Origin of the sequence: Psychrobacter cibarius (assembly GCA_030686115.1) — a bacterium.
GTDB lineage: Bacteria > Pseudomonadota > Gammaproteobacteria > Pseudomonadales > Moraxellaceae > Psychrobacter > Psychrobacter cibarius_C.
Window position 1 is genome coordinate 2,342,302 of sequence record CP131612.1, and the last position, 20,591, is coordinate 2,362,892.

Annotated in this window: 16 protein-coding genes; 7 read left to right on the top strand and 9 right to left on the bottom strand. The window is 43.5% G+C overall.

What is annotated here, in order from left to right; translation table 11 throughout:
* The first annotated feature begins 17 nt into the window (after nucleotides 1–17).
* Nucleotides 18–1,667, top strand: a complete 1,650-nt coding sequence (locus tag Q6344_09925; GenBank protein WLG12922.1) for an aminotransferase class I/II-fold pyridoxal phosphate-dependent enzyme — start codon at nucleotides 18–20, stop codon at nucleotides 1,665–1,667.
* Nucleotides 1,668–1,787: 120 nt separating this feature from the next.
* Here the strand turns inward: Q6344_09925 and Q6344_09930 are convergent, their stop codons facing one another.
* Nucleotides 1,788–3,395 carry an inorganic phosphate transporter gene (locus Q6344_09930; GenBank protein WLG12923.1) on the bottom strand — a complete coding sequence of 536 codons (1,608 nt, stop codon included), beginning with the start codon at nucleotides 3,393–3,395 and terminating at the stop codon, nucleotides 1,788–1,790.
* Nucleotides 3,396–4,034: 639 nt separating this feature from the next.
* A complete protein-coding gene (locus Q6344_09935) occupies nucleotides 4,035–5,744 on the bottom strand; it encodes an ATPase (protein ID WLG12924.1) in 1,710 nt (569 codons plus the stop codon).
* Between the two features lie 253 nt (nucleotides 5,745–5,997).
* Here Q6344_09935 and Q6344_09940 point away from each other — a divergent pair, with 253 nt between their 5' ends.
* From Q6344_09940 to Q6344_09960, 5 genes are all read left to right on the top strand, one after another.
* Nucleotides 5,998–6,708 carry a hypothetical protein gene (locus tag Q6344_09940; GenBank protein WLG12925.1) on the top strand — a complete coding sequence of 237 codons (711 nt, stop codon included), beginning with the start codon at nucleotides 5,998–6,000 and terminating at the stop codon, nucleotides 6,706–6,708.
* An 81-nt stretch (nucleotides 6,709–6,789) separates the two neighbouring features.
* On the top strand, nucleotides 6,790–7,914 hold the full coding sequence (ubiE, locus tag Q6344_09945) for a bifunctional demethylmenaquinone methyltransferase/2-methoxy-6-polyprenyl-1,4-benzoquinol methylase UbiE (protein ID WLG12926.1): 1,125 nt from the start codon (nucleotides 6,790–6,792) through the stop codon (nucleotides 7,912–7,914).
* Between the two features lie 118 nt (nucleotides 7,915–8,032).
* Nucleotides 8,033–8,737 (top strand): hypothetical protein, encoded by a 705-nt coding sequence (locus tag Q6344_09950; GenBank protein ID WLG12927.1) that lies wholly within the window; start codon nucleotides 8,033–8,035, stop codon nucleotides 8,735–8,737.
* A gap of 137 nt (nucleotides 8,738–8,874) precedes the next feature.
* Nucleotides 8,875–10,536, top strand: coding sequence for an AarF/UbiB family protein (locus Q6344_09955; protein WLG12928.1), 1,662 nt, complete (start codon nucleotides 8,875–8,877; stop codon nucleotides 10,534–10,536).
* Between the two features lie 185 nt (nucleotides 10,537–10,721).
* Nucleotides 10,722–12,137, top strand: a complete 1,416-nt coding sequence (locus Q6344_09960) for an FAD-linked oxidase C-terminal domain-containing protein (GenBank protein ID WLG12929.1) — start codon at nucleotides 10,722–10,724, stop codon at nucleotides 12,135–12,137.
* A 92-nt stretch (nucleotides 12,138–12,229) separates the two neighbouring features.
* On the opposite strand, the gene ruvB is transcribed toward Q6344_09960, so the two are convergent.
* From ruvB to Q6344_09985, 5 genes are all read right to left on the bottom strand, one after another.
* Nucleotides 12,230–13,210 (bottom strand): Holliday junction branch migration DNA helicase RuvB, encoded by a 981-nt coding sequence (gene ruvB, locus Q6344_09965; protein ID WLG15193.1) that lies wholly within the window; start codon nucleotides 13,208–13,210, stop codon nucleotides 12,230–12,232.
* A gap of 202 nt (nucleotides 13,211–13,412) precedes the next feature.
* Nucleotides 13,413–14,033, bottom strand: a complete 621-nt coding sequence (gene ruvA / locus Q6344_09970; GenBank protein ID WLG12930.1) for a Holliday junction branch migration protein RuvA — start codon at nucleotides 14,031–14,033, stop codon at nucleotides 13,413–13,415.
* A 93-nt stretch (nucleotides 14,034–14,126) separates the two neighbouring features.
* Nucleotides 14,127–15,164, bottom strand: a complete 1,038-nt coding sequence (gene fba / locus Q6344_09975; GenBank protein WLG12931.1) for a class II fructose-bisphosphate aldolase — start codon at nucleotides 15,162–15,164, stop codon at nucleotides 14,127–14,129.
* Nucleotides 15,165–15,720: 556 nt separating this feature from the next.
* Nucleotides 15,721–16,107, bottom strand: a complete 387-nt coding sequence (locus Q6344_09980) for a hypothetical protein (protein ID WLG12932.1) — start codon at nucleotides 16,105–16,107, stop codon at nucleotides 15,721–15,723.
* 259 nt (nucleotides 16,108–16,366) lie between these two features.
* The gene (locus Q6344_09985) at nucleotides 16,367–17,581 is read right to left on the bottom strand and encodes a phosphoglycerate kinase (GenBank protein WLG12933.1); all 1,215 of its coding nucleotides are present in this window, start codon (nucleotides 17,579–17,581) and stop codon (nucleotides 16,367–16,369) included.
* A 355-nt stretch (nucleotides 17,582–17,936) separates the two neighbouring features.
* Between Q6344_09985 and Q6344_09990 the strand changes: the two genes are divergently transcribed.
* The gene (locus Q6344_09990) at nucleotides 17,937–18,266 is read left to right on the top strand and encodes a TraR/DksA C4-type zinc finger protein (GenBank protein WLG12934.1); all 330 of its coding nucleotides are present in this window, start codon (nucleotides 17,937–17,939) and stop codon (nucleotides 18,264–18,266) included.
* 49 nt (nucleotides 18,267–18,315) lie between these two features.
* On the opposite strand, the gene Q6344_09995 is transcribed toward Q6344_09990, so the two are convergent.
* Nucleotides 18,316–18,984, bottom strand: coding sequence for a thiamine phosphate synthase (locus Q6344_09995; GenBank protein WLG12935.1), 669 nt, complete (start codon nucleotides 18,982–18,984; stop codon nucleotides 18,316–18,318).
* 171 nt (nucleotides 18,985–19,155) lie between these two features.
* Nucleotides 19,156–20,244, bottom strand: a complete 1,089-nt coding sequence (locus Q6344_10000; protein ID WLG12936.1) for a serine hydrolase — start codon at nucleotides 20,242–20,244, stop codon at nucleotides 19,156–19,158.
* Nucleotides 20,245–20,591: the final 347 nt, after the last annotated feature.

Here is a 20,591-nt window from a genome sequence, read left to right on the forward strand (position 1 = left end):
AATGAATAAAGGCTTGAATGATTATGGCTGATGACAAAAATAAAAGCACACAAGCCGAAAGACTGGTACAGCTACGTCGTGATAAAGGGCTGACTGCTGAGCAATTAGCGCAAGCCATGACCGCAGCAGGCGCAAAAGTCAGTCGCGGGGCTATCTCGAATTGGGAGCGTGGCACCAATGGCATTGTGTCATCTAAGCTACCAACGCTAGCACACATTTTAGGCTGCAGCGAAGGCTATCTGTTACGCGGTGAACTAAAAAACGACAGTGATAATAATAAAGAGGTGAGTGAAAGCACTCATTCTCATAATAAGGATAGTCAAAATACGTCATCTGCTCAAACTGACAAGATACGTGACTCCCAAGCCAATCACACTACTACAACTCCTTCTATAGATACAAACTCACAAAATAACCCTATGAGTGGTCACACTATGAACACAATAAAAAAATCGGATAAATTACAAAATGTTTGCTACGACATTCGCGGCCCGCTCCTACAAACAGCCAATAAGATGGAAGCAGAAGGCAAACGTATATTAAAGTTGAATGTCGGTAACCCAGCCCCCTTTGGTTTAGAAGCCCCGCATGAGATTTTGCGCGATGTGGCGATGAACCTACCAGACGCGACCGGTTATTCCGACTCGCAAGGGATTTTTTCAGCGCGCAAAGCCGTCCTACAGTACTATCAATCAAAGGGGTTGCTATCGGCAGTTGATGTCCGTGATGTCTATTTGGGCAACGGAGTTTCTGAGCTGATTGTAATGACCATGCAGGCTTTGATGAATGATGGTGACGAAGTGCTTATCCCAATGCCAGATTACCCGCTTTGGACGGCAGCGGCGAACCTAGCTGGCGGCACAGCGGTACATTATCGCTGTAATGAAGACGACAATTGGCATCCTGATATCGAAGACATTAAATCTAAAATCACCTCTAAAACCAAAGGTATCGTGGTGATTAACCCTAATAATCCAACAGGTTCGCTTTATAGTGATGAATTGCTGAAACAAATTATTGAGGTCGCTAAAGCGCATGATTTAATCATCATGGCCGATGAAATTTATGATCGCATTCTTTATGATGATATGGTACACACCCCAATGAGCACCTTGACTGATGATGTGCTGGTGCTCTCATACAATGGATTATCAAAATCGCATCGTATCGCGGGATTCCGCGCAGGTTGGATGATGGTGTCTGGCAAAAAGCACCATGCTACTGACTTTATCGAAGGCTTGGACATGTTAGCGTCTATGCGCTTGTGTTCCAACGTCCAAGGTCAATACGCTATTCAAACCGCGATGGGCGGCTATCAAAGCATGAAAGAGCTCACGTCAGAGCGTGGGCGCTTATATAAGCAGCGTGAAATGGCTGTGTCACGGCTTAATGCGATCAAAGGTATCTCTTGTACCATGCCACAAGGCGCGTTTTATTGCTTTCCAAAGATGGATCCTGATATTTACCCTATCGAAGATGATATGGCATTTATGATGGATTTGCTTGTTGAAGAAAATGTATTAATGGTGCAAGGAACAGGCTTTAACTGGGATAAGCCCGATCATTTCCGCTTGGTGTTTTTGCCAAACTTACATGATTTAGAAGATGCCATGGACCGCTTAGATCGCTTCTTTGCCAAAAAACGCAAACAATTTGGTACCGAATAGACCTTAATTTGACATAAAAAAACGCTTATCGGCATGATACTGATAAGCGTTTTTTATTTGAAACTTGCTTATAAATAACGTTAAATAAGATTTAAGCAAAAACCTTAATAAGCGTACGTGTTAAAAAATATTGACCAAAATGATATAACTGATTGCAGACATTGCCGCTGCTGCAGGAAGAGTAATGATCCATGCCAAACCGATAGGTTTCATCAACGCCCAATTGGTGTCTCTATTGACAATACCGATACCAAGTACCGCGCCAACTAGCGTATGCGTACTTGAGACGGGCAGCCCCATGGTTGATGCGCCCATAACCACTGCAGCCGCAGCCAATTCAGCTGAAAAACCAGAAGCGGGATGCATTTTTGCCAAATTTGTACCAACCGTTTGAATGACCTCTTTACCAATGAACCAAAGACCAACGATAAGCGCAACACCAAAGGTCAGCATGACAGCAGGTGGTACAGCGGCTTCAGTCGCAATGCTATTGGTACGGATAACATCCATAATCGCGGCAAAAGGACCGACTGCATTGGCAATATCGTTTGAGCCATGGCTAAAGGCAAAAGCAGAGGCGGTAAAGACTTGCATCCAGCTAAACATAATAAACGTCGCTTTGGTCAAATCTTCTTTATGTTTACCGCGGATACTCTTGGTATAGATAAAGGTCGCAAGCCACACTAGCGCCGCGATCATACCCATGATTAAAAAGCCTTGCAGCGTCGTCATGCCATTATTGACATTCTTTAGACCTTTAAAGATGACCAAAGAGGCCATGACCGCGCCGCCTGCAGCCGCAATGATAGGAACCCATTGCTTCAACGCTTTTAGCGTATCAAGGTTGCTGCGTTCATTTTCAATCTCATAAAGCTGTTTATAATAATCAGTCTCTAAATCTTCAACATCGCAATCATCATCTTTGTAGATTTCTTGATCACGCAACATCGCTGACGTATAGGCAAGTTGTTCTGATTCTGTTAAACCGTCCAAAAATTCTTTGTGGTTTTGTTTTAAGGTTTTTTTGTCGCCTTTCAAAGTCGCAATGTGCGCCTCTGTTCTATCATTATATTCGATGATATTTTTCTTAATCTGTCCATATAATACATAGGACAAAACGCCGCCCAATAGCGGTGATAATACCCAAGAAATCGCGATGGTGCCAATCGTACTCCAATTCACCGTTGACAATGCCATTTCAGTACCACCTAACGTGATACCTAATACAATAGAGCTACCAACAACGCCGCCAATAATGGCGTGCGTGGTCGAAACGGGCAGACCTTTTTTGGTGGCAAATAACAGCCAAAATGCGGCAGCGATGAGCGCTGACAGCATGACATAAATGAATTGGTTGGGCGTTACTGAAAGACCATCTAAATCGACAATGCCGCTTCGAATGGTATCGGTGACTTCACCACCTGCCAGTACGGCTCCGGACACTTCAAATATCGCTGCGATACCCAACGCTTGTGGAATGGTCAATGTCCCTGCACCTACTGAGGTACCAAAGGAGTTGGCGACATCGTTACCACCAATATTGAATGCCATAAAGACACCAAAAGCAGTAGCCACAATAAATAGCGTCGTCTGTTGACGCATCGTGTAATCTAGACCCCACCACAAAAAGTAGGCGGTCATCGCAATCAGTAAAATGGCAAAAAATAGATTTATTCTCATAGAACCGACTGATTTGACTGGCTCTGTAGAACTGTTGCTAATACCCATACGTTGATACGTCCTGCGTAAGCTGATTGAAATTATAGGCGGTTGATGACATTGCGCGGCTATTAATAATGCTCGTGATAGCTTCTGACATTAATATAACGTATATGAAACGCGCAATATGCTTGCTAAAAAACGGTTTTTCTTACTGCTATCTTGGTGCTCTACCCTAACGCTTATTTTTTATTTACTCGTATTTTATTTTACGTAAAGGCAGTAAATAAGGTAAAACACATCACTCAATATGTCACAAAGCCGCAAGGAATATTGCCAAATCGTCTGATTACAGCAGCTTGCGGCTTAGAGATGTCGTAGTAATAATTTTGGTGCTAATAACTGCTATTGTAAGAACCTTTGCCAAACTTATTAACCAGAGTGATTAAAATGTCTGTATCAAAGGGTAAAAACACGCTACTCACTCAGTGAGTAGCGTGCACAGCAGGAGCTATTACGCGCCTATTATATTAAATATAAGCGCATAATGCATGATGATATTGCAAGATTTGTAACTGCCAGCATATGTGTTAGAGAACATCCTGCTATAACGCCGCATTATACTCTCTTTCCCTGAATTTATTTAACGTTAAATATATAATTATGGCGCTTTGTAAACAGCTACCTAATTGAATGACCAATCACATATCAGCTGCCACACACCGCTGATAGTTGCTTAATCGCATGATCTAAAACATCCAAACGTGCTTGACGCTTCTCATTGGTCGCGATGACGCACCACGGTGCGTACTCTGTATCGGTACGTGCCAGCATATCCGCCGCAGACTGCACATAATCCGACCATTTATCACGGTTGCGCCAGTCATCGTCCGTCAGCTTAAACTGCTTGTGCGGTGTCTCCTGACGTGCCTCAAAACGTTTAAGCTGTTCTTTTTTATCGATAGCCAACCAGTATTTGATAACGATTGTCCCCGCCGCGGCTAAATCCGCCTCAAAGCGATTGATTTCATCGTAAGCACGCTGCCATTCCTCATCCGTGGCAAAACCCTCAATGCGCTCAACCAAAACGCGCCCATACCAAGTCCGATCAAAAATGGCAATACGGCTAATACGGTCGGTTTGCTCGTTCGGAAGTTTGGTCCAAAAACGCCATAGATAAGGATGTTGCAGCTCATATAACATTGGCGCACTGATATTATAAATTTGATACTCGCGTGGGTCGAGCGGCGCAACCAACCTTTTAATCGCGCCACCTTTGCCAGCAGCGTCCATTCCTTCAAAGGCAAAAACGATATGACGCCCTTTGCGCGCACGCAGCAACTGGGCAAGGCGAACTTGTTTTTCTACCAACGCATCACGGTAGTCCGACTTATCAATCTCTGCATCATCGATATCTTTTAAAAATTTAGGAATTTTTACGGGTTCAAACTTTGCTGATTTGAGTGCTTGCTGAACTTGCTTCTTAGCCTTCGATTTATCAGAGGTTTGTACTGTATTTATTTTACTACTCATTAGCGCGGTTTGCATCGCTTGTAGCACTTCATGGCAAAAATGGTCAGCCGCATCTGACTTGTCATCACCATCAATGATGATCCAATCATCTTGCTGGCGTAGCAGAACGGTAGCCACTTGATTAAAGGTTTCGATAACTTTTTTACTATTCCAGTCAATTTGGTATAAAAACTGCGGATCGGCTTCATCGTCATTCAGTCGCGCTTGCAACGTTTCGATATCGACATGGAACCAGCATTTAAGCAGTCGGGTTTGATTGGCAGCGAGGTCCTGTTCGAACGCTTGTAGTTTAATAAGCTGCTGCTGTAAATATGCTTGCCATTGCGCAATCGGTAACGCTTTGTCCTTGTCAGACTTGTCATTGTCAGGCTTTGTGCGTTTTGATTTTAGATTTTTTGACTGTTCCTTATTATCACTATCATTATCATTGTCTGACGTTGCCATACGCATGACGTTATAAAGCAAGTCAGCATACCAGTTGCCAAAATGAACCATCACATCGCCATGACGGGGTAACGCCTTGGTATGTGCCTGCCAAATCGGCTGATATGCTAAGGGACAATCACCAACGGTTGCCTCAACTTTAAGTAGTCGAGGATCTACCCATTGGCGCAATTGCTTGACAGCGGTACCCTTGCCTGCCTGCTCCATACCATTGACCAATACCAATAGCCCTGTTGGTTTATTGAGGATTGGCGGCGTCTGTTGCCGCGTTGCTCGTAGAGCATATTGGGCCGTGACCAGTGCCAATCTCAGTGCATCTTTGTCCATAGAAAACTGGCTCAGGGGATTGGGGGTTAGGCGCTCATCGACAATTTGCTCACTAAATTGTGTACTTAGCGCTTGTGGTGCGGTGGATTCAGTCGTCTTATTATTTTTGCTCATAACTGTCATCATCCTATGATTGAAAGCGTATTAGCGTCATCATAGCATTGCAGCAATTCGGTAAATAACGCTGCTATGTAACAGTTTGACATTTGTATTCTGCTTTATTTTCTTTTAAGGTGAACACAATCTCAGACACATGCTGTAATCACGCTCTATAAATACAAAAACCAAAAATATAAAACACGGTTTATCCTGAGCTTTTTATTCGCAACCTTTTAATCCTCTTTACTTTTATGCAGGTTTACTGACCATGGCCTCTTTAGCCGACTTACAACAACATTTGAACCGTTTTTGGGCACTGCCTTATCATGAAGATTTGGCATTAAACGATAAACTTAGTGAGGTGCAAGCTTGGCAACGAGATCGTATTCAGAACACTCACAAAGACTTGTTCGAGCAACCTCAAAATCAGCTGATGGCAGATTATTTTTTGACACAATTGTATGGCGGCGATGAGTTTAAATTGCTGGCCAGACAGTTAGAACGTATTGTGCCTAAAGCGCAAAAAGTTGAACGTTTTGCGCCAGCAGCGGCTTTAGAGACTGGCAGCATGGCAATACAAGCAGCTATCTTAGCGATAGAGCTAGATTTACATTTAGCAGAATGGCTATTGGCTCAAGATTTAGCCGTTAATGAAGACAACATGCTGACCGCCTATCGCGTAGTCAACGAAGCCGACACCAGACGTATCCAAATTGGTCACTTAAAAGAGGTGTGCTATCGTACTGATAAACATATAAACTCTTTTATGTTGCAAAAAGCCTTTGCCTTGGCTAAAGGCACCGCCTACCGTTACAACTATCGACCTTTGTATGAATTTATAGATTCAGGCTTTAAAGCGATGAAACCATTAAAAAGTGTCAGCGGCTTTATTGAACCGTTTTGTGAGCGTGAGCTTGAGATTATTGACCGTGTTCATGAGACGGATAATGGCGGTAAGCCAATGACGTTTGGTGTATGATAGACGCATCATTTGCTTGGTTAGCTGCTATTTTATACCTTGCAAACCAATAATCATAAAAGTGAATCACAGGATAATGCTATGACCGATAACACCAATAACAACAACGCTCATCTCGATCAAAAACCTACCATCAATGGTCATTTACAAGATAAATTGGTCAGAGATAGCATCACCCACAATCAAAATATTACGTCACAAGTGCAAGCACGTCAAAGCTATGAAACTAATACCACGCTTAATACGGGTATTGATGCTGGCGTCGAAAACAGCAAGAGAAATGACTTTACACAAGTCCAAGACCTACCAACGGGAACGCCACAAGGCCAGCAAACCACTATGCCAAACCATACTACCAGCAGCAACACTGTAGATAATGCATCTGCACAAACACAAACCGCCAAACAAACACTTTTTAATCAGCGTGATGATATCAATAATCCGCATACGCCTGATACCGATGGTAATGAAGAAACGCATTTTGGCTACAAGACTGTCAACAAGGCTGAAAAGCAAGCACGCGTTGCGGACGTATTTACCTCAGTTGCCAAAAAATACGACATCATGAACGACTTAATGTCATTTGGTATTCATCGCCTATGGAAGCGTTATGCCATCAGTTTATCAGGCGTGCGTGCGGGTCAGCATGTACTTGATATCGCTGGCGGTACAGGTGATTTAGCCAAAGTATTTAGCCGTGAAGTCGGTAGAAATGGCCATGTGGTGTTATCAGATATCAATGCCGCCATGCTAGAAGTCGGTCGTGAACGCTTAATCAATGCTGGCTGCAACAACGTCGATTTTGTACTTGCCAATGCAGAAACACTCGCGCCATTCGATGACAATAGCTTTGATTTGGTCACTATCAGCTTTGGTCTACGTAATGTCACGGACAAAGACGCAGCGCTCAAATCTATGTACCGTGTGCTGAAGCCAGGTGGACGTTTATTAATTTTGGAGTTCTCAAAACCTGTATTTGAGCCATTGTCTAAGGCCTATGACTTATATTCATTTACCGCCTTACCTATTATGGGCAAGCTGATTGCCAATGATTCTGAGAGTTATCAATACTTGGCCGAATCGATTCGTATGCATCCTGATCAACAGACGTTGAAACAAATGATGCAGCAAGCGGGCTTTGAAAATTGTGATTATCATAACTTGACGGCTGGTATTGTCGCTGTCCATCGCGGCTTTAAAGCGTAAGATTAAGTTTTAAATTACATTACATAGTAATAGACATGCCATCACGTAAAGTGGTGGCAACTGACCTTTACAAATGATGCGCTCTTTTAAGGCGCTCAACTGACTATGCGAGAGCCTTATGCTGACTGTTCTACTTTTGGCGGGTGCCGAAAAGCTGATTAACCTTGCTATTGCGAGTGATGAAATTACCAAATCAGGATTGGCACCGCTTGCTGGCAAAGTGTTGCGACTCAATATGGCCATGCCTGAGATTCGTTTGGATATTTTATTCACTCATGAGCGTTTGCGTTTTGAGCCGGTGACAACAGACAGCGTGTTTGAGCAAAGTGGCGCGATGAACGAGCACCAACAAGCCACTATGGAGCGCGCACGGATTGGTCATAGTCGCCCAGACTGTACCATTACTGTAGATAACCCAGCGCAACTGCTGAATCTGATGCGTGGCACTGAGGGCAACCTGCCTATCGCGGGTGATTACAAGGTACTAATGCAGCTCAAACAACTGGTCGCAGGTTTCGATCCAGATGTTGCAGGACAGCTTGAGCCATTTATTGGTAAGCCGATGGCCAGTCAGTTGCATCTGCTTATATCGCAGCTTAAAGGCAGCTGGCGCCATAGTGCCAAACGCGCTTTTGACGATGTCAGCGACTGGGCTAATGAGGTAGCAGGTAATAGTGCTCCTGATCCTACCGAGGCAGCAGAAGTAAATGATCTTAAGCAGCAACTGTTAAAGCTGCGGGCTGATGTCGAACGTGAAGAGGCCAAACTTGCTGCTATCAAAGATGAACAGGCACGCTTTCTCAATAACTCGTTTCATCAATAACTGTTGTCGTCGATGATCGCTAAATCCTATTATCAACAGCGCTTTTTATAGATAAGTGCAATTTATAGACAAGCACAGTTTATAAATAAGTGCAGTGCCCACCCTATTTTCGACTTTTTTTAGAGTACCCATACCTCATGCTATTATCTCATCGCGCCCGTTTACTTGAGCTTTGGCGTATCGCCGCAACTTATCGCATCGATACTCATCTTTCTATCGAAGACGCGCCACAGCTGCAACCTTTGGCGCGTTTGATTCGCCTGCATCCAGCGGCGTGGGGTAAAAAACACCAACCCAATGCGATTAAATATGCGCTTGAAGACATGGGCACGCTGTTTTTAAAGCTTGGCCAACTGCTGTCAACGCGTCGCGATTTAGTGCCGCCTGAGATTATCGAGCAATTGGTTCAGCTACAAGATAAAGTCAAACCTTTCAATTCTGATGTGGCCATTACCCAAATCCAAGACCCTAAACACGGTCTTGGTCAATCGATTGGCACCTTGTTCGCACGCTTTGATGTCAAACCTCTAGCGGCGGCTTCTATTGCCCAAGTACATACTGCTGCATTGCATGATGGTCGTGAAGTGGTGGTAAAAGTGGTGCGTCCTGATATCCGTACCACCATCATTGCTGATTTTGAGCTACTACGTGAGCTGGCCAATTGGGCATCAGCGCGTATTGAAGCGGCACGTGCCATCCATATCGTCGATATTGTCGAAGACTATCGCCAAGTGATGTTAAACGAGTTGGATTTGACCTTAGAGGCAGACAATACCACTCAGATGCGCAACAACTTCTTGGGTTCGGCATTGATGTATGTACCAGAAGTCTATGATTCTGCCAAAAATGTGATGGTCATGGAGCGTATCCAAGGCGTTCCTATCTCGCAAGTTGCAGTGTTTGATCAACTTGGTTATGACCGAGCAGCACTAGCAGAAAAAGGCTTAACGATATTTTTTACCCAAGTATTCCGCGATAACTTCTTCCATGCCGATATGCATCCAGGTAATGTGTTTGTAGAGACGCCGCCGGTTAAAACACTCACCGCAGATATGGCAGCGGTTGACTTAGGGCATGAACCACGCTATATCGGACTTGATTGCGCCATCATGGGTACGCTATCAAAAGACGATCAGCTCATTGTGGCACGCATGCTGTTGGCAGTGATGAATAACAACTTTACGGCGATGGTTGATATCGTCAGTAGAGCTGGCTGGATTCCACCAAATACAGACAAGCATGCCTTGATGCGCGATATGAAACGCACGGTTGGTCCAATGCTACAAAAATCTATTAATGATATCGACTTTGCTGGTGTCTTAATGCAAATCTTAGATATCGCCCGTCGTCACCATATGAGTATTCCGCCGCAACTCATGCTACTGCTAAAAACCTTGGTACATGTTGAAGGGCTCGGTCGCGACTTATATCCTGACCTTGATATCTGGTCACTTGCCAAGCCGATTTTAAGCAGTTGGATTAAAGAGCAGCTCGATCCGATGCGTAACTTGCAACACTTACGCCAACAGTTGCCAGAGATTTTATTATCGACGACTGATATTCCAAAGCTACTGGATCAAGGCTTACAAAGCCTTTCCTCACAAGGATCACGCCAAGACAGTCAACTGCGAGAAATACAACAAATTCGTGCGGATATGCTTAATGATCGCCGCCGAGATTGGCTAGCACTGTCAGGTTTTGCCATTTTCATCGCCATTGCAACACAGGTTGTTGGCTGGCTCTCGCCTATCTTTTATATATTGGCTATTTTGGTTGTCGTTTGGCGTATTTTAGCCTAACGCTCTGTTATTTTTAATAAAAATAAGTATTGGTTAATAGCCATTACTATCTAATTTTTATTCAATAAGCTCTCACTCACTTTCATTGCTTTTTAGTGACATTTAAAGTGAGTGAGAGCTTAGTTTTTACATTGCCTCATTTCTCATTGTGTCGTTAAAAAAGACGCCCTGTATAGGAGTCACCCATGTCTACCGCTAAAATATCAATTGCTAAAAAAGATCACAGCGAGGCTATTGCTGCCTTACAAACTCGTTTCGGTAAACAACTTACTACCAATATAACGGTACGTGAGCAGCATGGGCATACGATGACGTGGCTTGCCAATCAGCCACCCGATGCCGTCTTGACAGTACAAGATAAGCATGAGGTAGCAGCTGCGGTGGAGATTTGCAATCAGTATCAAATGCCAGTGATTGCATTTGGTATTGGTTCATCTTTAGAAGGTCAATTAAACGCGCCTTATGGTGGATTATGCATCGATATGCATGCGATGGATGCAATATTGCAGGTACATAATGAAGATCTGACAGTGACCGTACAACCAGGCGTCACACGTGAGCAGCTCAATCACTATTTACGTGATACAGGACTGTTTTTTCCAATAGATCCGGGTGCTAATGCCAGTATCGGCGGTATGGTTGCCACTCGCGCTTCAGGCACCAATGCGGTACGCTATGGCACGATGAAAGATGTGGTACTCGCGCTTGAGATAGTCACCGCTAGTGGAGAGATTGTCCGCACTGGTACCCGTGCCAAAAAATCTGCGGCGGGTTATGACTTGACAAGATTAATGATCGGCTCAGAAGGGACACTTGGTATTGTTACTGAGGTGACGCTTAAACTATTCGGCATCAGCGAGTGTATTGGTAGCGGTATTTGCCATTTCCCAACGATTGAAGATGCCTGTCAGGCAGTGATGCTGACCATTCAAATGTGCTTGCCGATTGCGCGCATTGAGCTACTTGATGCCATGCAAATTAAAGCGTGTAATCAATACGCCAATCTTGATCTGGATGAGACGCCTACGCTATTTGTAGAGTTCCATGGCACAGATGCCAGCGTCGCTGAACAAGCTCAAATGTTTACGGATATTATCGAAGAATTCGGCGGTCGTGACTTCGCTTGGGATACCAATGAAGCCGAGCGCAAGCGTCTGTGGCAAGCACGGCATAACGCTTATCATGCCAGCTCTGCCCTACGACCTGAAGCCAGTGCCTTATCGACGGATGCTTGTGTGCCCATTTCACGCTTAGCAGAATGTGTCAGTGAGACAGCAAAAGATATCGAAGCGTCAGGTATGATTGGGCCTATCGTCGGTCACGTTGGCGATGGTAATTTTCATGTCTTATTATTGGTCGATACCGAAAATCCTGAAGAAATCGCTACCGCTGACGGTATTATCAGCCGCTTAGCTACCCGCGCTATTGAGATGGATGGTACTTGTACAGGTGAGCATGGCATCGGGCAAGGCAAACAAAAATATATGCAGCAAGAGCACGGTAACGCCTTAGTGCTGATGCAAGCGATTAAATCAGCCCTTGACCCTAAAAATATCTTAAATCCAGGTAAAATATGGCCTGAGGCTTTACCCACTGTTTAACTGTTAAATGGTGATTATAAGAAACCAAAGCCTAAAAAATGCCCCTACGTTTAACTAGAGTATTAAACGTAGGGGCATTTTTTAGGCTAATTTCATAACATTTGGTCAATCGCCATCTGGGTCAGTACGCGTCCACGTGCGGTACGTAATACATAGCCTTGCTGAATAAGGTATGGCTCAATCACATCCTCAAGCGTACCGCGATCTTCAGCCATTGCTGCTGCTACCGCTTCAACGCCAGCTGGACCACCATCAAAACGTTCGTGCAATATCTCAATATAACGTCTGTCCAAATGATCAAGACCACGTCTATCAACTGCCAGCATATCGAGCGCACTGCCCGCAATCGCGCCATTGATGCTACCGTCGCCTCTCACTTCAGCATAATCACGTACACGGCGTAATAAACGATTGGCAATCCTTGGCGTACCACGCGCACGGCGAGCAATTTCCACCGCGCCATCTTCACTCATCGGTACACGCATCAAACGGGCGGCACGACTCACAATCGTGGTCAGGTCAGCAATATTATAAAATTCGAGCCGCTGCACGATGCCGAAACGATCACGCAGTGGTGAGGTCAATAATCCTGCTCGCGTGGTTGCAGCAACCAAGGTAAACGGCGGTAAATCCAGCTTAATAGAACGTGCCGCAGGCCCTTCACCAATCATAATATCCAGCTGAAAGTCTTCCATGGCGGGATACAGTATCTCTTCAATAACGGAACTCAATCGATGAATTTCGTCGATAAATAGCACATCACCCTCTTCTAGATTGGTCAGCATGGCTGCCAAGTCACCGGGGCGCTCAAGCACAGGCCCTGAGGTAGAACGCAAATTACCACCCATTTCACGAGCAATAATATTGGCAAGGGTTGTCTTACCTAACCCCGGTGGACCAAAAATAAGCGTATGATCCAACGGCTCATTGCGACCACGCGCCGCGCCAATAAATACTTCCATCTGCTCACGTACCACTGGCTGACCAATATATTCAGCCAATAATGCCGGTCGAATATTAGAATCAGGCGCATCGCCTGCCCCTTCAAATGGATTAATCAAACGATCTTGCATCATAGGTTTTATCATTATATTAAATCATTATTTTTAAAGAATAGGTATAAATAGCATAACCAAACGCTACGTATAAGTCATGCAAAACATCATAAAGCAGCTACTAAATAAAGCACAGCCTAAAACGAAAATAAGCGACAATGAATGTCGCTTATCTGTTTAAGAGTTATTGATACTTATTGATGGTAGTGAGCTGAATGAATCAAAATCCTGACAACTGTTGCAATGTGGCTTTTAGTAAACCTTGCGTATCGGCAAAGGTATTACCATTACTCTTAGCGGCTTTAATCGCTTGCTGTGCCTCTCTTTCTTTATAGCCCAAGCTAATCAACGCGCCTTCTACCTCAGCGATGATGCTGCCCTCGTGAGATACCTCAGCAGGTTGCATGGCAAACTCTAAATGACTGCTATCGACTTCGATATTTTTCAGCTTATCTTTTAGCTCAATCAATAAGCGCTGCGCTGTTTTTTTACCGATACCGGGAATACGGGTTAATGCCGTCTCTGACTCTTGCTCGACATGCATCTTTAGCTCAGCAGCTGACATCGCAGATAGCATTGCTAACGCCATTTTTGCGCCAACGCCATTGATCTTGATCAATTGCCGAAAGACATCACGCTCTTTGCGATCGATAAAACCATAAAGCAGCTGCGCATCTTCACGTACATGAAAATGCGTCCAAATACTCGCCTGTTCATTGAGACGCAACTGGCAAAATGACGGTAGCGGCAGCTCTATATCGTAGCCGACACCAGAGGTAGTCATGACACAGGCAGTCGGTGCCATCAAATACTGCACTTGACCACTAATCAATCCAATCATAATCCACTACCTTTATTAGAGCTGATATAAAAAATGAACTGAGCTGCTATTTAATGATAAATGCTATTAAATAAGCATATCTCACAGACATGCTTATTTATAAAAATCGACCATACCTTCAAGGCTGATTGGACGAATTTTATGCGCTTGCCCAGCTGAGCCAAAGGCTTCGAAACGATTGGTACAGATATCTGACATCGCAACCATAGAGGCTTTGAAGTATTTACGCGGATCAAATTCACTTGGGTTTTCTGCAAGGAATTTACGAATAGCGCCCGTTGATGCTAAACGCAAATCGGTATCGATATTTACCTTACGCACACCATGCTTAATCGCTTCAACGATTTGCTCAACCGGTACACCATAAGTCTCACCGATATTACCACCATTTTCATTGATGACTTTTAGCCACTCTTGCGGCACTGATGACGAGCCATGCATGACCAAATGCGTGTTAGGAATACGGGCATGAATCTCTTTTACGCGCTCAATGGATAAGATATCGCCTGTCGGTGGACGGGTGAATTTATAAGCACCATGACTGGTACCGATGGCAATGGCTAACGCATCGACGTTGGTGTCTTTAACGAACTGTTCTGCTTCATCAGCACTGGTCAATAGCTGCTCGTGATCCAATACGCCTTCTGCGCCAGAGCCGTCTTCTTCACCAGCCATACCGGTCTCAAGGCTACCTAAGCAACCAATTTCACCTTCTACAGAGACGCCGCACGCGTGTGCCATCTTGACAACTTCGCGAGTCACGCTGGCATTGTAATCATAATCCATTGGCGTTTTACCATCTTCACCGAGCGAGCCGTCCATCATTACTGATGAGAAGCCAAGCTGAATTGAGCGTTGGCAAATCGCTGGTGACATACCATGATCTTGATGCATAACGACTGGAATATGTGGCCACTCTTCGATTGCAGCAATAATCAGATGACGCAAAAACGCAGAGCCCGCATAACTGCGTGCACCAGCACTAGCCTGTACGATAACAGGAGAATCACAGGCGTCGGCTGCCATCATGATTGCACGCATCTGCTCTAAATTATTAACATTGTAAGCAGGGACACCGTAGTTATTTTCGGCGGCATGATCTAGAAGTTGACGTAACGATATTAAAGCCATAAGACGCTCTCTGATTAAATTTTGAATATGATATTAAGAAATCATTCTTAAAAATACGATGTTGCAACAATTGCCCTAAAACCCTAGCCTGATAATAGCCAGACCAGCAAAAAACCGGTGTTTTTTGATCGTAATTATTACGCCGTGATTATAGCAAAAATTGCCAGCGCTTCGTAGCGGTTAACCGACTATTTCTTTCTTTGCTTGATTCATAAAACAGCATGATAGCGAGTTTTATAAAGGAACTGGATAAGTTCCATATGATACGCAGCTAATTGAAAAAAGTGGATAAACCTTGTGCACCATATTTTTGACTGACTAAGGCCTGCCCTCAATTCAATCAACGGATATTTAAATGGGCTAAAAATGAGGACACGCCCTAACCTCTAGATTATGATTTTAAATACAAAAAAGCCTTGGCTATCACCAAAGCTTTTTAAATATTTTGAGGACTTATACAGCAATCAATACCTGCAACCAACAGCTTAATAAGCTATTCATCAATCGATAAATTAGTAGATCAATGGCTTAGGTCCAGTTGCTTATGTATTGATAATTAGTACTGTTGTTCTGCTTCTACTGCGTTTTCACTGGCTTTATTCTCAACAGCAGATGCGCCATCGGCAACCACTTCAGCAGTTTTGGCAACGGCTTCATTTGCGCCTACCACAACTGCTTCACCAGTGTTTTTTAGTGCATCTGTAGCAGCAACACCGGCAGTTTCAGCGCCTTCGGCAACTTCAGTACCAGCATCTTTTGCAGCAACTTCAGCTTCAGCAGCAGCGGCTTCTGTTTCAGCAGCGGCAGTATCAGCATTAGCGGCAACATCATCACCAGCAGACTCAACAGCAGCTTCGGCGTTCTCTTCTGTTTGTTGGCTACATGCAGTGATTGCAAAAGTACCAGCAAGTACGCTAGCAAGTAATAAATGGCGTTTTAACATAATAAATCCCTCATAAATAAAGCATGTCAAATACATGATTTGCGCTATTTTATAGAGTGCAAATTAGACATGCAATCATAATTTTCAGTATAGAAACAAATAATTACTACTTAATAATAATGAGTGGCCACTGACTCTTATTTCTCTTAAAACAATAAGATAAGAATAGCAGCCAAAATATTATTGATACAGCGTACATGAGATGGTTAGGCTAAATTGTACGGCTAATGTTACTCATCTGCTAAATATCGTTAAAGCGTTACGCATCAATCTGTAGAGCAGCAACCGCAGGCAATACTTTGCCTTCTACAAACTCTAAAAATGCGCCACCACCTGTTGACATGTAGCTAACGCCATCTGCCACTTGATATTTATCAATTGCAGCAAGCGTATCACCACCACCAGCGATCGAAAATCCTTCGCTGTTTTTAACGGCATTTGCTATGATTTGTGTGCCCTGACCAAAAGCATCGACTTCAAAAACACCGACCGGACCATTCCATAAAATGGTTTTTGCGTTGATAATAGCATCCGCTAATTGCTTAGCACTTTCTGGAGCGATGTCCAATATCATGTCATTTTCGCCAATCGTATCGACAGATTTGATGGTCGCAGTAGCTTGTTGTAATGAGCCCGTGAAGTCAGCAAAATCAATCTCATTTTTATCAGCAACGACAACATATTCAGGTAATAAAATCTCAGTCTTAGTCATAATGTCACGAGCTGTCTCAACCAAGTCCGCTTCATAAAGTGATGCACCAACGCTATGACCTTGCGCGGCTAGGAATGTATTTGCAATACCGCCACCAACGATAATCTGCGAGCATAATTCAGACAAACTGTGCAGCACTTCTAGCTTTGTCGATACTTTTGAACCACCAACGATTGCCAACATTGGCTGTGCTGGGGTCTCAAGTGCCAAGCTTAACGCATCAAGCTCAGCCGCCAATAAAGGTCCTGCACAAGCTGTTTTTCCTGCTCGATGCATAGCTTGGGTAACGCCTTCTGTTGAGGCCTGTGCGCGATGTGCGGTGCCAAATGCATCCATCACGAATACATCGCATAAATCAGCGTATTTCTGTGCTAAATCCGCATCGTTTTTCTTTTCGCCCTGATTAAAGCGTACGTTTTCTAATAGCACGACCTCGCCTGCTTTAATTGCCACGCCCTTTGTAAGGTAGTCATTGTTTAAGCTAACGGGCTTTGAAAGTTGTGTGGCTAATTTATCGCTTAAATACTCAGCAACTGGTGCTAGCGAATATATCGACTCAGGACTGCCTTCAGCTGGACGACCTAAGTGTGAACAAACAATAACGGCCGCGCCTTTTTCTAACGCCATCTTAATCGTAGGCAAACTGGCTTGCAGGCGTGCATCACTGGCGACTTTACCGTTTTTAATAGGCACATTGAGATCTTCACGAATCAACACCATTTTATCCGTTAAGCTCAGCTCACTCATACGCAAAAAATTCATTACCTGCTCCTATGCATCATCTCTTGTTAATCTATCGGTTGGCTTTTTACTCATTACTGAAAATATTTATCAAATCGGCTGCTCTTGTCTGTGGCTTTATAAAAGTAACCAAGCAAGAATTTGAGGCGGTGTATTCTAGCAGAATACTAGCAAGTGCTCATAAAGAACGCACTATTAAATTTTACTCGGGCGTATTCTTATTTTAAAAATAGGGATAAAAATAAGACAAATGGCTGAATTTTAATAAAAATCAGTAACATTTCGTGGTGGCACTTAGTAATAAGGCTGTTTAAGATGCTATTAGCACTGATAATAAATAATACCCACAATAAAAATAACCCATTAGGAGAACCCAATGAGTATCGACCTTCAAGCTGCCAAACAAAACCTACTCACGCTTAAAGAAGAATATGAGACTCGTATCGATAAAATCGAAGATCATATCCAAAACCCGCAAGACGACCTCAATGAGCATTGGGAAGACCAAGCCATCTCTTATCGTCAAAACGACATGCGTACAAATTTGATGGTTGAAGCCCGTCAAAGTTTGATCTATGTCGAAAATGCACTAAGTCGTATTGAAAACGGGACTTATGGTAAATGTGAAGTCTGCGGTGAGCAAATTGAAGAACAGCGCTTACAAGCACTGCCTTACGCTACCCTATGTATGGAACACGCTGAATAACGACCCATTTTTACTCTAAAACATCCATTCCAAACCAAAGTTCTAGTGATCAAGTAGGCATTTTCCATTGAGAGAATGCCTGCTGCCATTGTTTACAGCGCATCGCGATTTGATCCACAGGTAAATCCATAATATCCCCAACGACCGCCACGTAAGTAATGGGCAAACCTGCCAGCTCGATGACATTTTCTGCCGTCAAGCCACCTATAACACATATCGCTATATTTTGCTGACAGCCATCTATAAGCTGCTGGCGCGAGATAATATTGGCGTTAGGTTTTGTATTTGAGGTAAAAATCGCACCCATAGCGGCATAGCTTACGCCCTCATTTTTTGCTTCTTCAACCAGTTCTATCTTGCCATGACAAGTGCGTCCGATCATTTGGTTTGGTTGAAGTTCGTGCTTAGCATCAGTGACTTCGCCATCTTGTTGACCCAAATGCACACCAACGCCGAGCTTGGCAGCCAATTTAATATTGTCATTGATGACGACTGGTACGTTGTACGCTTTCGCCAACTCAACTATTTGTCTAGCCTCTTCGTATAGACGAGACTCACCATCAGGTAGCGCCAATATCTGCTTGCGACGAATTTGTAACAGCGCAATGAATCCTGTTGCTAGTGCTGCTTCTAATTTGCGATACAGCAGCGCAAACTCATCGTCATTGGTCAGTAAATATAGCTTTGGCGCTGATATAACAGTCGATATTTGAGTCATGTTATTTTTCCTAGAGTGTGTCCTCATTTTAAAAATGGAGATAAAAATAAGATAAATTTTTAGCCCATGTAAAAGTCCATTGATTAAATTAAAGACACACCTTAAATTCAACACAATAAAAAGGCTGTTATATCGAATAACAGCCTTTTTATAAATGCTAAAACAGTAAAGTTATACCGTGCGGCGTGTCGCTAGACTGTTTAGAATATTTTTGGCATCACCCCAACGTGTGGCTGAGCTGTTCGCTCCTAAGATGACGATAATTGCTGGGCGGTTATTCACACGTGTTTCCATTACCACACAACGACCAGCTTCATTGATGAAACCTGTTTTTGAGATACCAATTGGATAATCACCGGCACGAACCAAGCTACTGGTATTATTGGCTTTATAAGTACGGTTACCACTTGAGTAGTTAGAAACATAAAAGTCATAGCTCTTAGTGGTCGAGAAACGACGAATTACGTCATAGTTACCCGCCGCACGAACCATTTTAACCAAGTCATTTGATGAAGCGACGTTGCGCTTATCAAGACCCGTTGGATCACCAAAGAAAGCCGTGGTCATACCCAGATCTTGAGCTTTGCGATTCATGGCACGTATAAAGGCAGTATAGCCACCTGGATAATTACGCGCTAAACTCTTTGCTGCTGGATTTTCTGATTTCATCAATGCCATAAGCAACATCTCAGCACGATTCAAACGATCGCCTGATTTGAGGTTAGAGCTGGCACGCTTAGGACCGACGAAATCTTCTGGATCGAGTGTGAGCTCTTCACGCATATCGAGACCAGCATCCAATACGACCATGGCCGTCATCACTTTAGAGATACTGGCCATTGGACGTGCAATGTCAGCATCTTTTTCATAAATAGATTCGCCCGTTTCAGCATCGATGACCGCAACACTACGCGAATCAGTGCTGATCGGTATCATGTTACTGCTACCAAATGAGCCACGATACGTTGTATTGTAGCTATTACTGCTATTGTAACTGTTATTACTACTACCGAAGCTATTGGCGTTAGTGATACTGGTCGTACCATTGCCACTATCAACTTTCTTGATAGCTGAGCCTTTGGATTTATACATAATATTGCGTGCTTCAGACAAACTATCGGCACCGCCCCAACTCATGCGAGCACTAGAGCTAGTGTCGGCGCTACCATTAATAGTAAGTGCCGCTTGTGCAACACTGCCCAAACTCAATGAAATCATAGCAGCGATTAATTGCTGTTTGGTTAATGGTAGTTGCTTCATTATGCCTCCTGCTGTCACGATGCTGTTAAGTAGAGAATCAGTTACATACTAACCAATAGCAACAACGTACGTAGCGTTTATGAATGGGTTTATAAGTACTCGTATAGAGTTTTTGTATTTTTAGTGTATCATGGTTTGCATTTAAGTTTAATGTATCAAGCTGATTTAATAATTTATTTTGGTGTAATTCAAATTTTACTACAACCACTTTATATTACAGAAACATTGACTCACATTTCAGCAATATATCTTAACTTTGAACACTGTAATTATTCGTTTTTTGTTATATTAAACAATGGTATCGATCTAAAAGATTAGCAATATTTTATTTTTTCAAAAACTAAAAA

Bases quoted from the DNA above. Each gene is read 5' to 3' on its own strand.
- Q6344_09980 (WLG12932.1), bottom strand. From the start codon at position 16,107: ATGTTAAAACGCCATTTATTACTTGCTAGCGTACTTGCTGGTACTTTT.
- Q6344_09935 (WLG12924.1), bottom strand. From the start codon at position 5,744: ATGAGCAAAAATAATAAGACGACTGAATCCACCGCACCACAAGCGCTA.
- Q6344_09940 (WLG12925.1), top strand. From the start codon at position 5,998: ATGGCCTCTTTAGCCGACTTACAACAACATTTGAACCGTTTTTGGGCA.
- Q6344_09950 (WLG12927.1), top strand. From the start codon at position 8,033: ATGCTGACTGTTCTACTTTTGGCGGGTGCCGAAAAGCTGATTAACCTT.
- Q6344_09955 (WLG12928.1), top strand. From the start codon at position 8,875: ATGCTATTATCTCATCGCGCCCGTTTACTTGAGCTTTGGCGTATCGCC.
- Q6344_09985 (WLG12933.1), bottom strand. From the start codon at position 17,581: ATGAATTTTTTGCGTATGAGTGAGCTGAGCTTAACGGATAAAATGGTG.
- Q6344_09960 (WLG12929.1), top strand. From the start codon at position 10,722: ATGTCTACCGCTAAAATATCAATTGCTAAAAAAGATCACAGCGAGGCT.
- ubiE (WLG12926.1), top strand. From the start codon at position 6,790: ATGACCGATAACACCAATAACAACAACGCTCATCTCGATCAAAAACCT.
- ruvA (WLG12930.1), bottom strand. From the start codon at position 14,033: ATGATTGGATTGATTAGTGGTCAAGTGCAGTATTTGATGGCACCGACT.
- fba (WLG12931.1), bottom strand. From the start codon at position 15,164: ATGGCTTTAATATCGTTACGTCAACTTCTAGATCATGCCGCCGAAAAT.
- ruvB (WLG15193.1), bottom strand. From the start codon at position 13,210: ATGCAAGATCGTTTGATTAATCCATTTGAAGGGGCAGGCGATGCGCCT.
- Q6344_09995 (WLG12935.1), bottom strand. From the start codon at position 18,984: ATGACTCAAATATCGACTGTTATATCAGCGCCAAAGCTATATTTACTG.
- Q6344_09930 (WLG12923.1), bottom strand. From the start codon at position 3,395: ATGGGTATTAGCAACAGTTCTACAGAGCCAGTCAAATCAGTCGGTTCT.
- Q6344_09990 (WLG12934.1), top strand. From the start codon at position 17,937: ATGAGTATCGACCTTCAAGCTGCCAAACAAAACCTACTCACGCTTAAA.
- Q6344_09925 (WLG12922.1), top strand. From the start codon at position 18: ATGATTATGGCTGATGACAAAAATAAAAGCACACAAGCCGAAAGACTG.
- Q6344_10000 (WLG12936.1), bottom strand. From the start codon at position 20,244: ATGAAGCAACTACCATTAACCAAACAGCAATTAATCGCTGCTATGATT.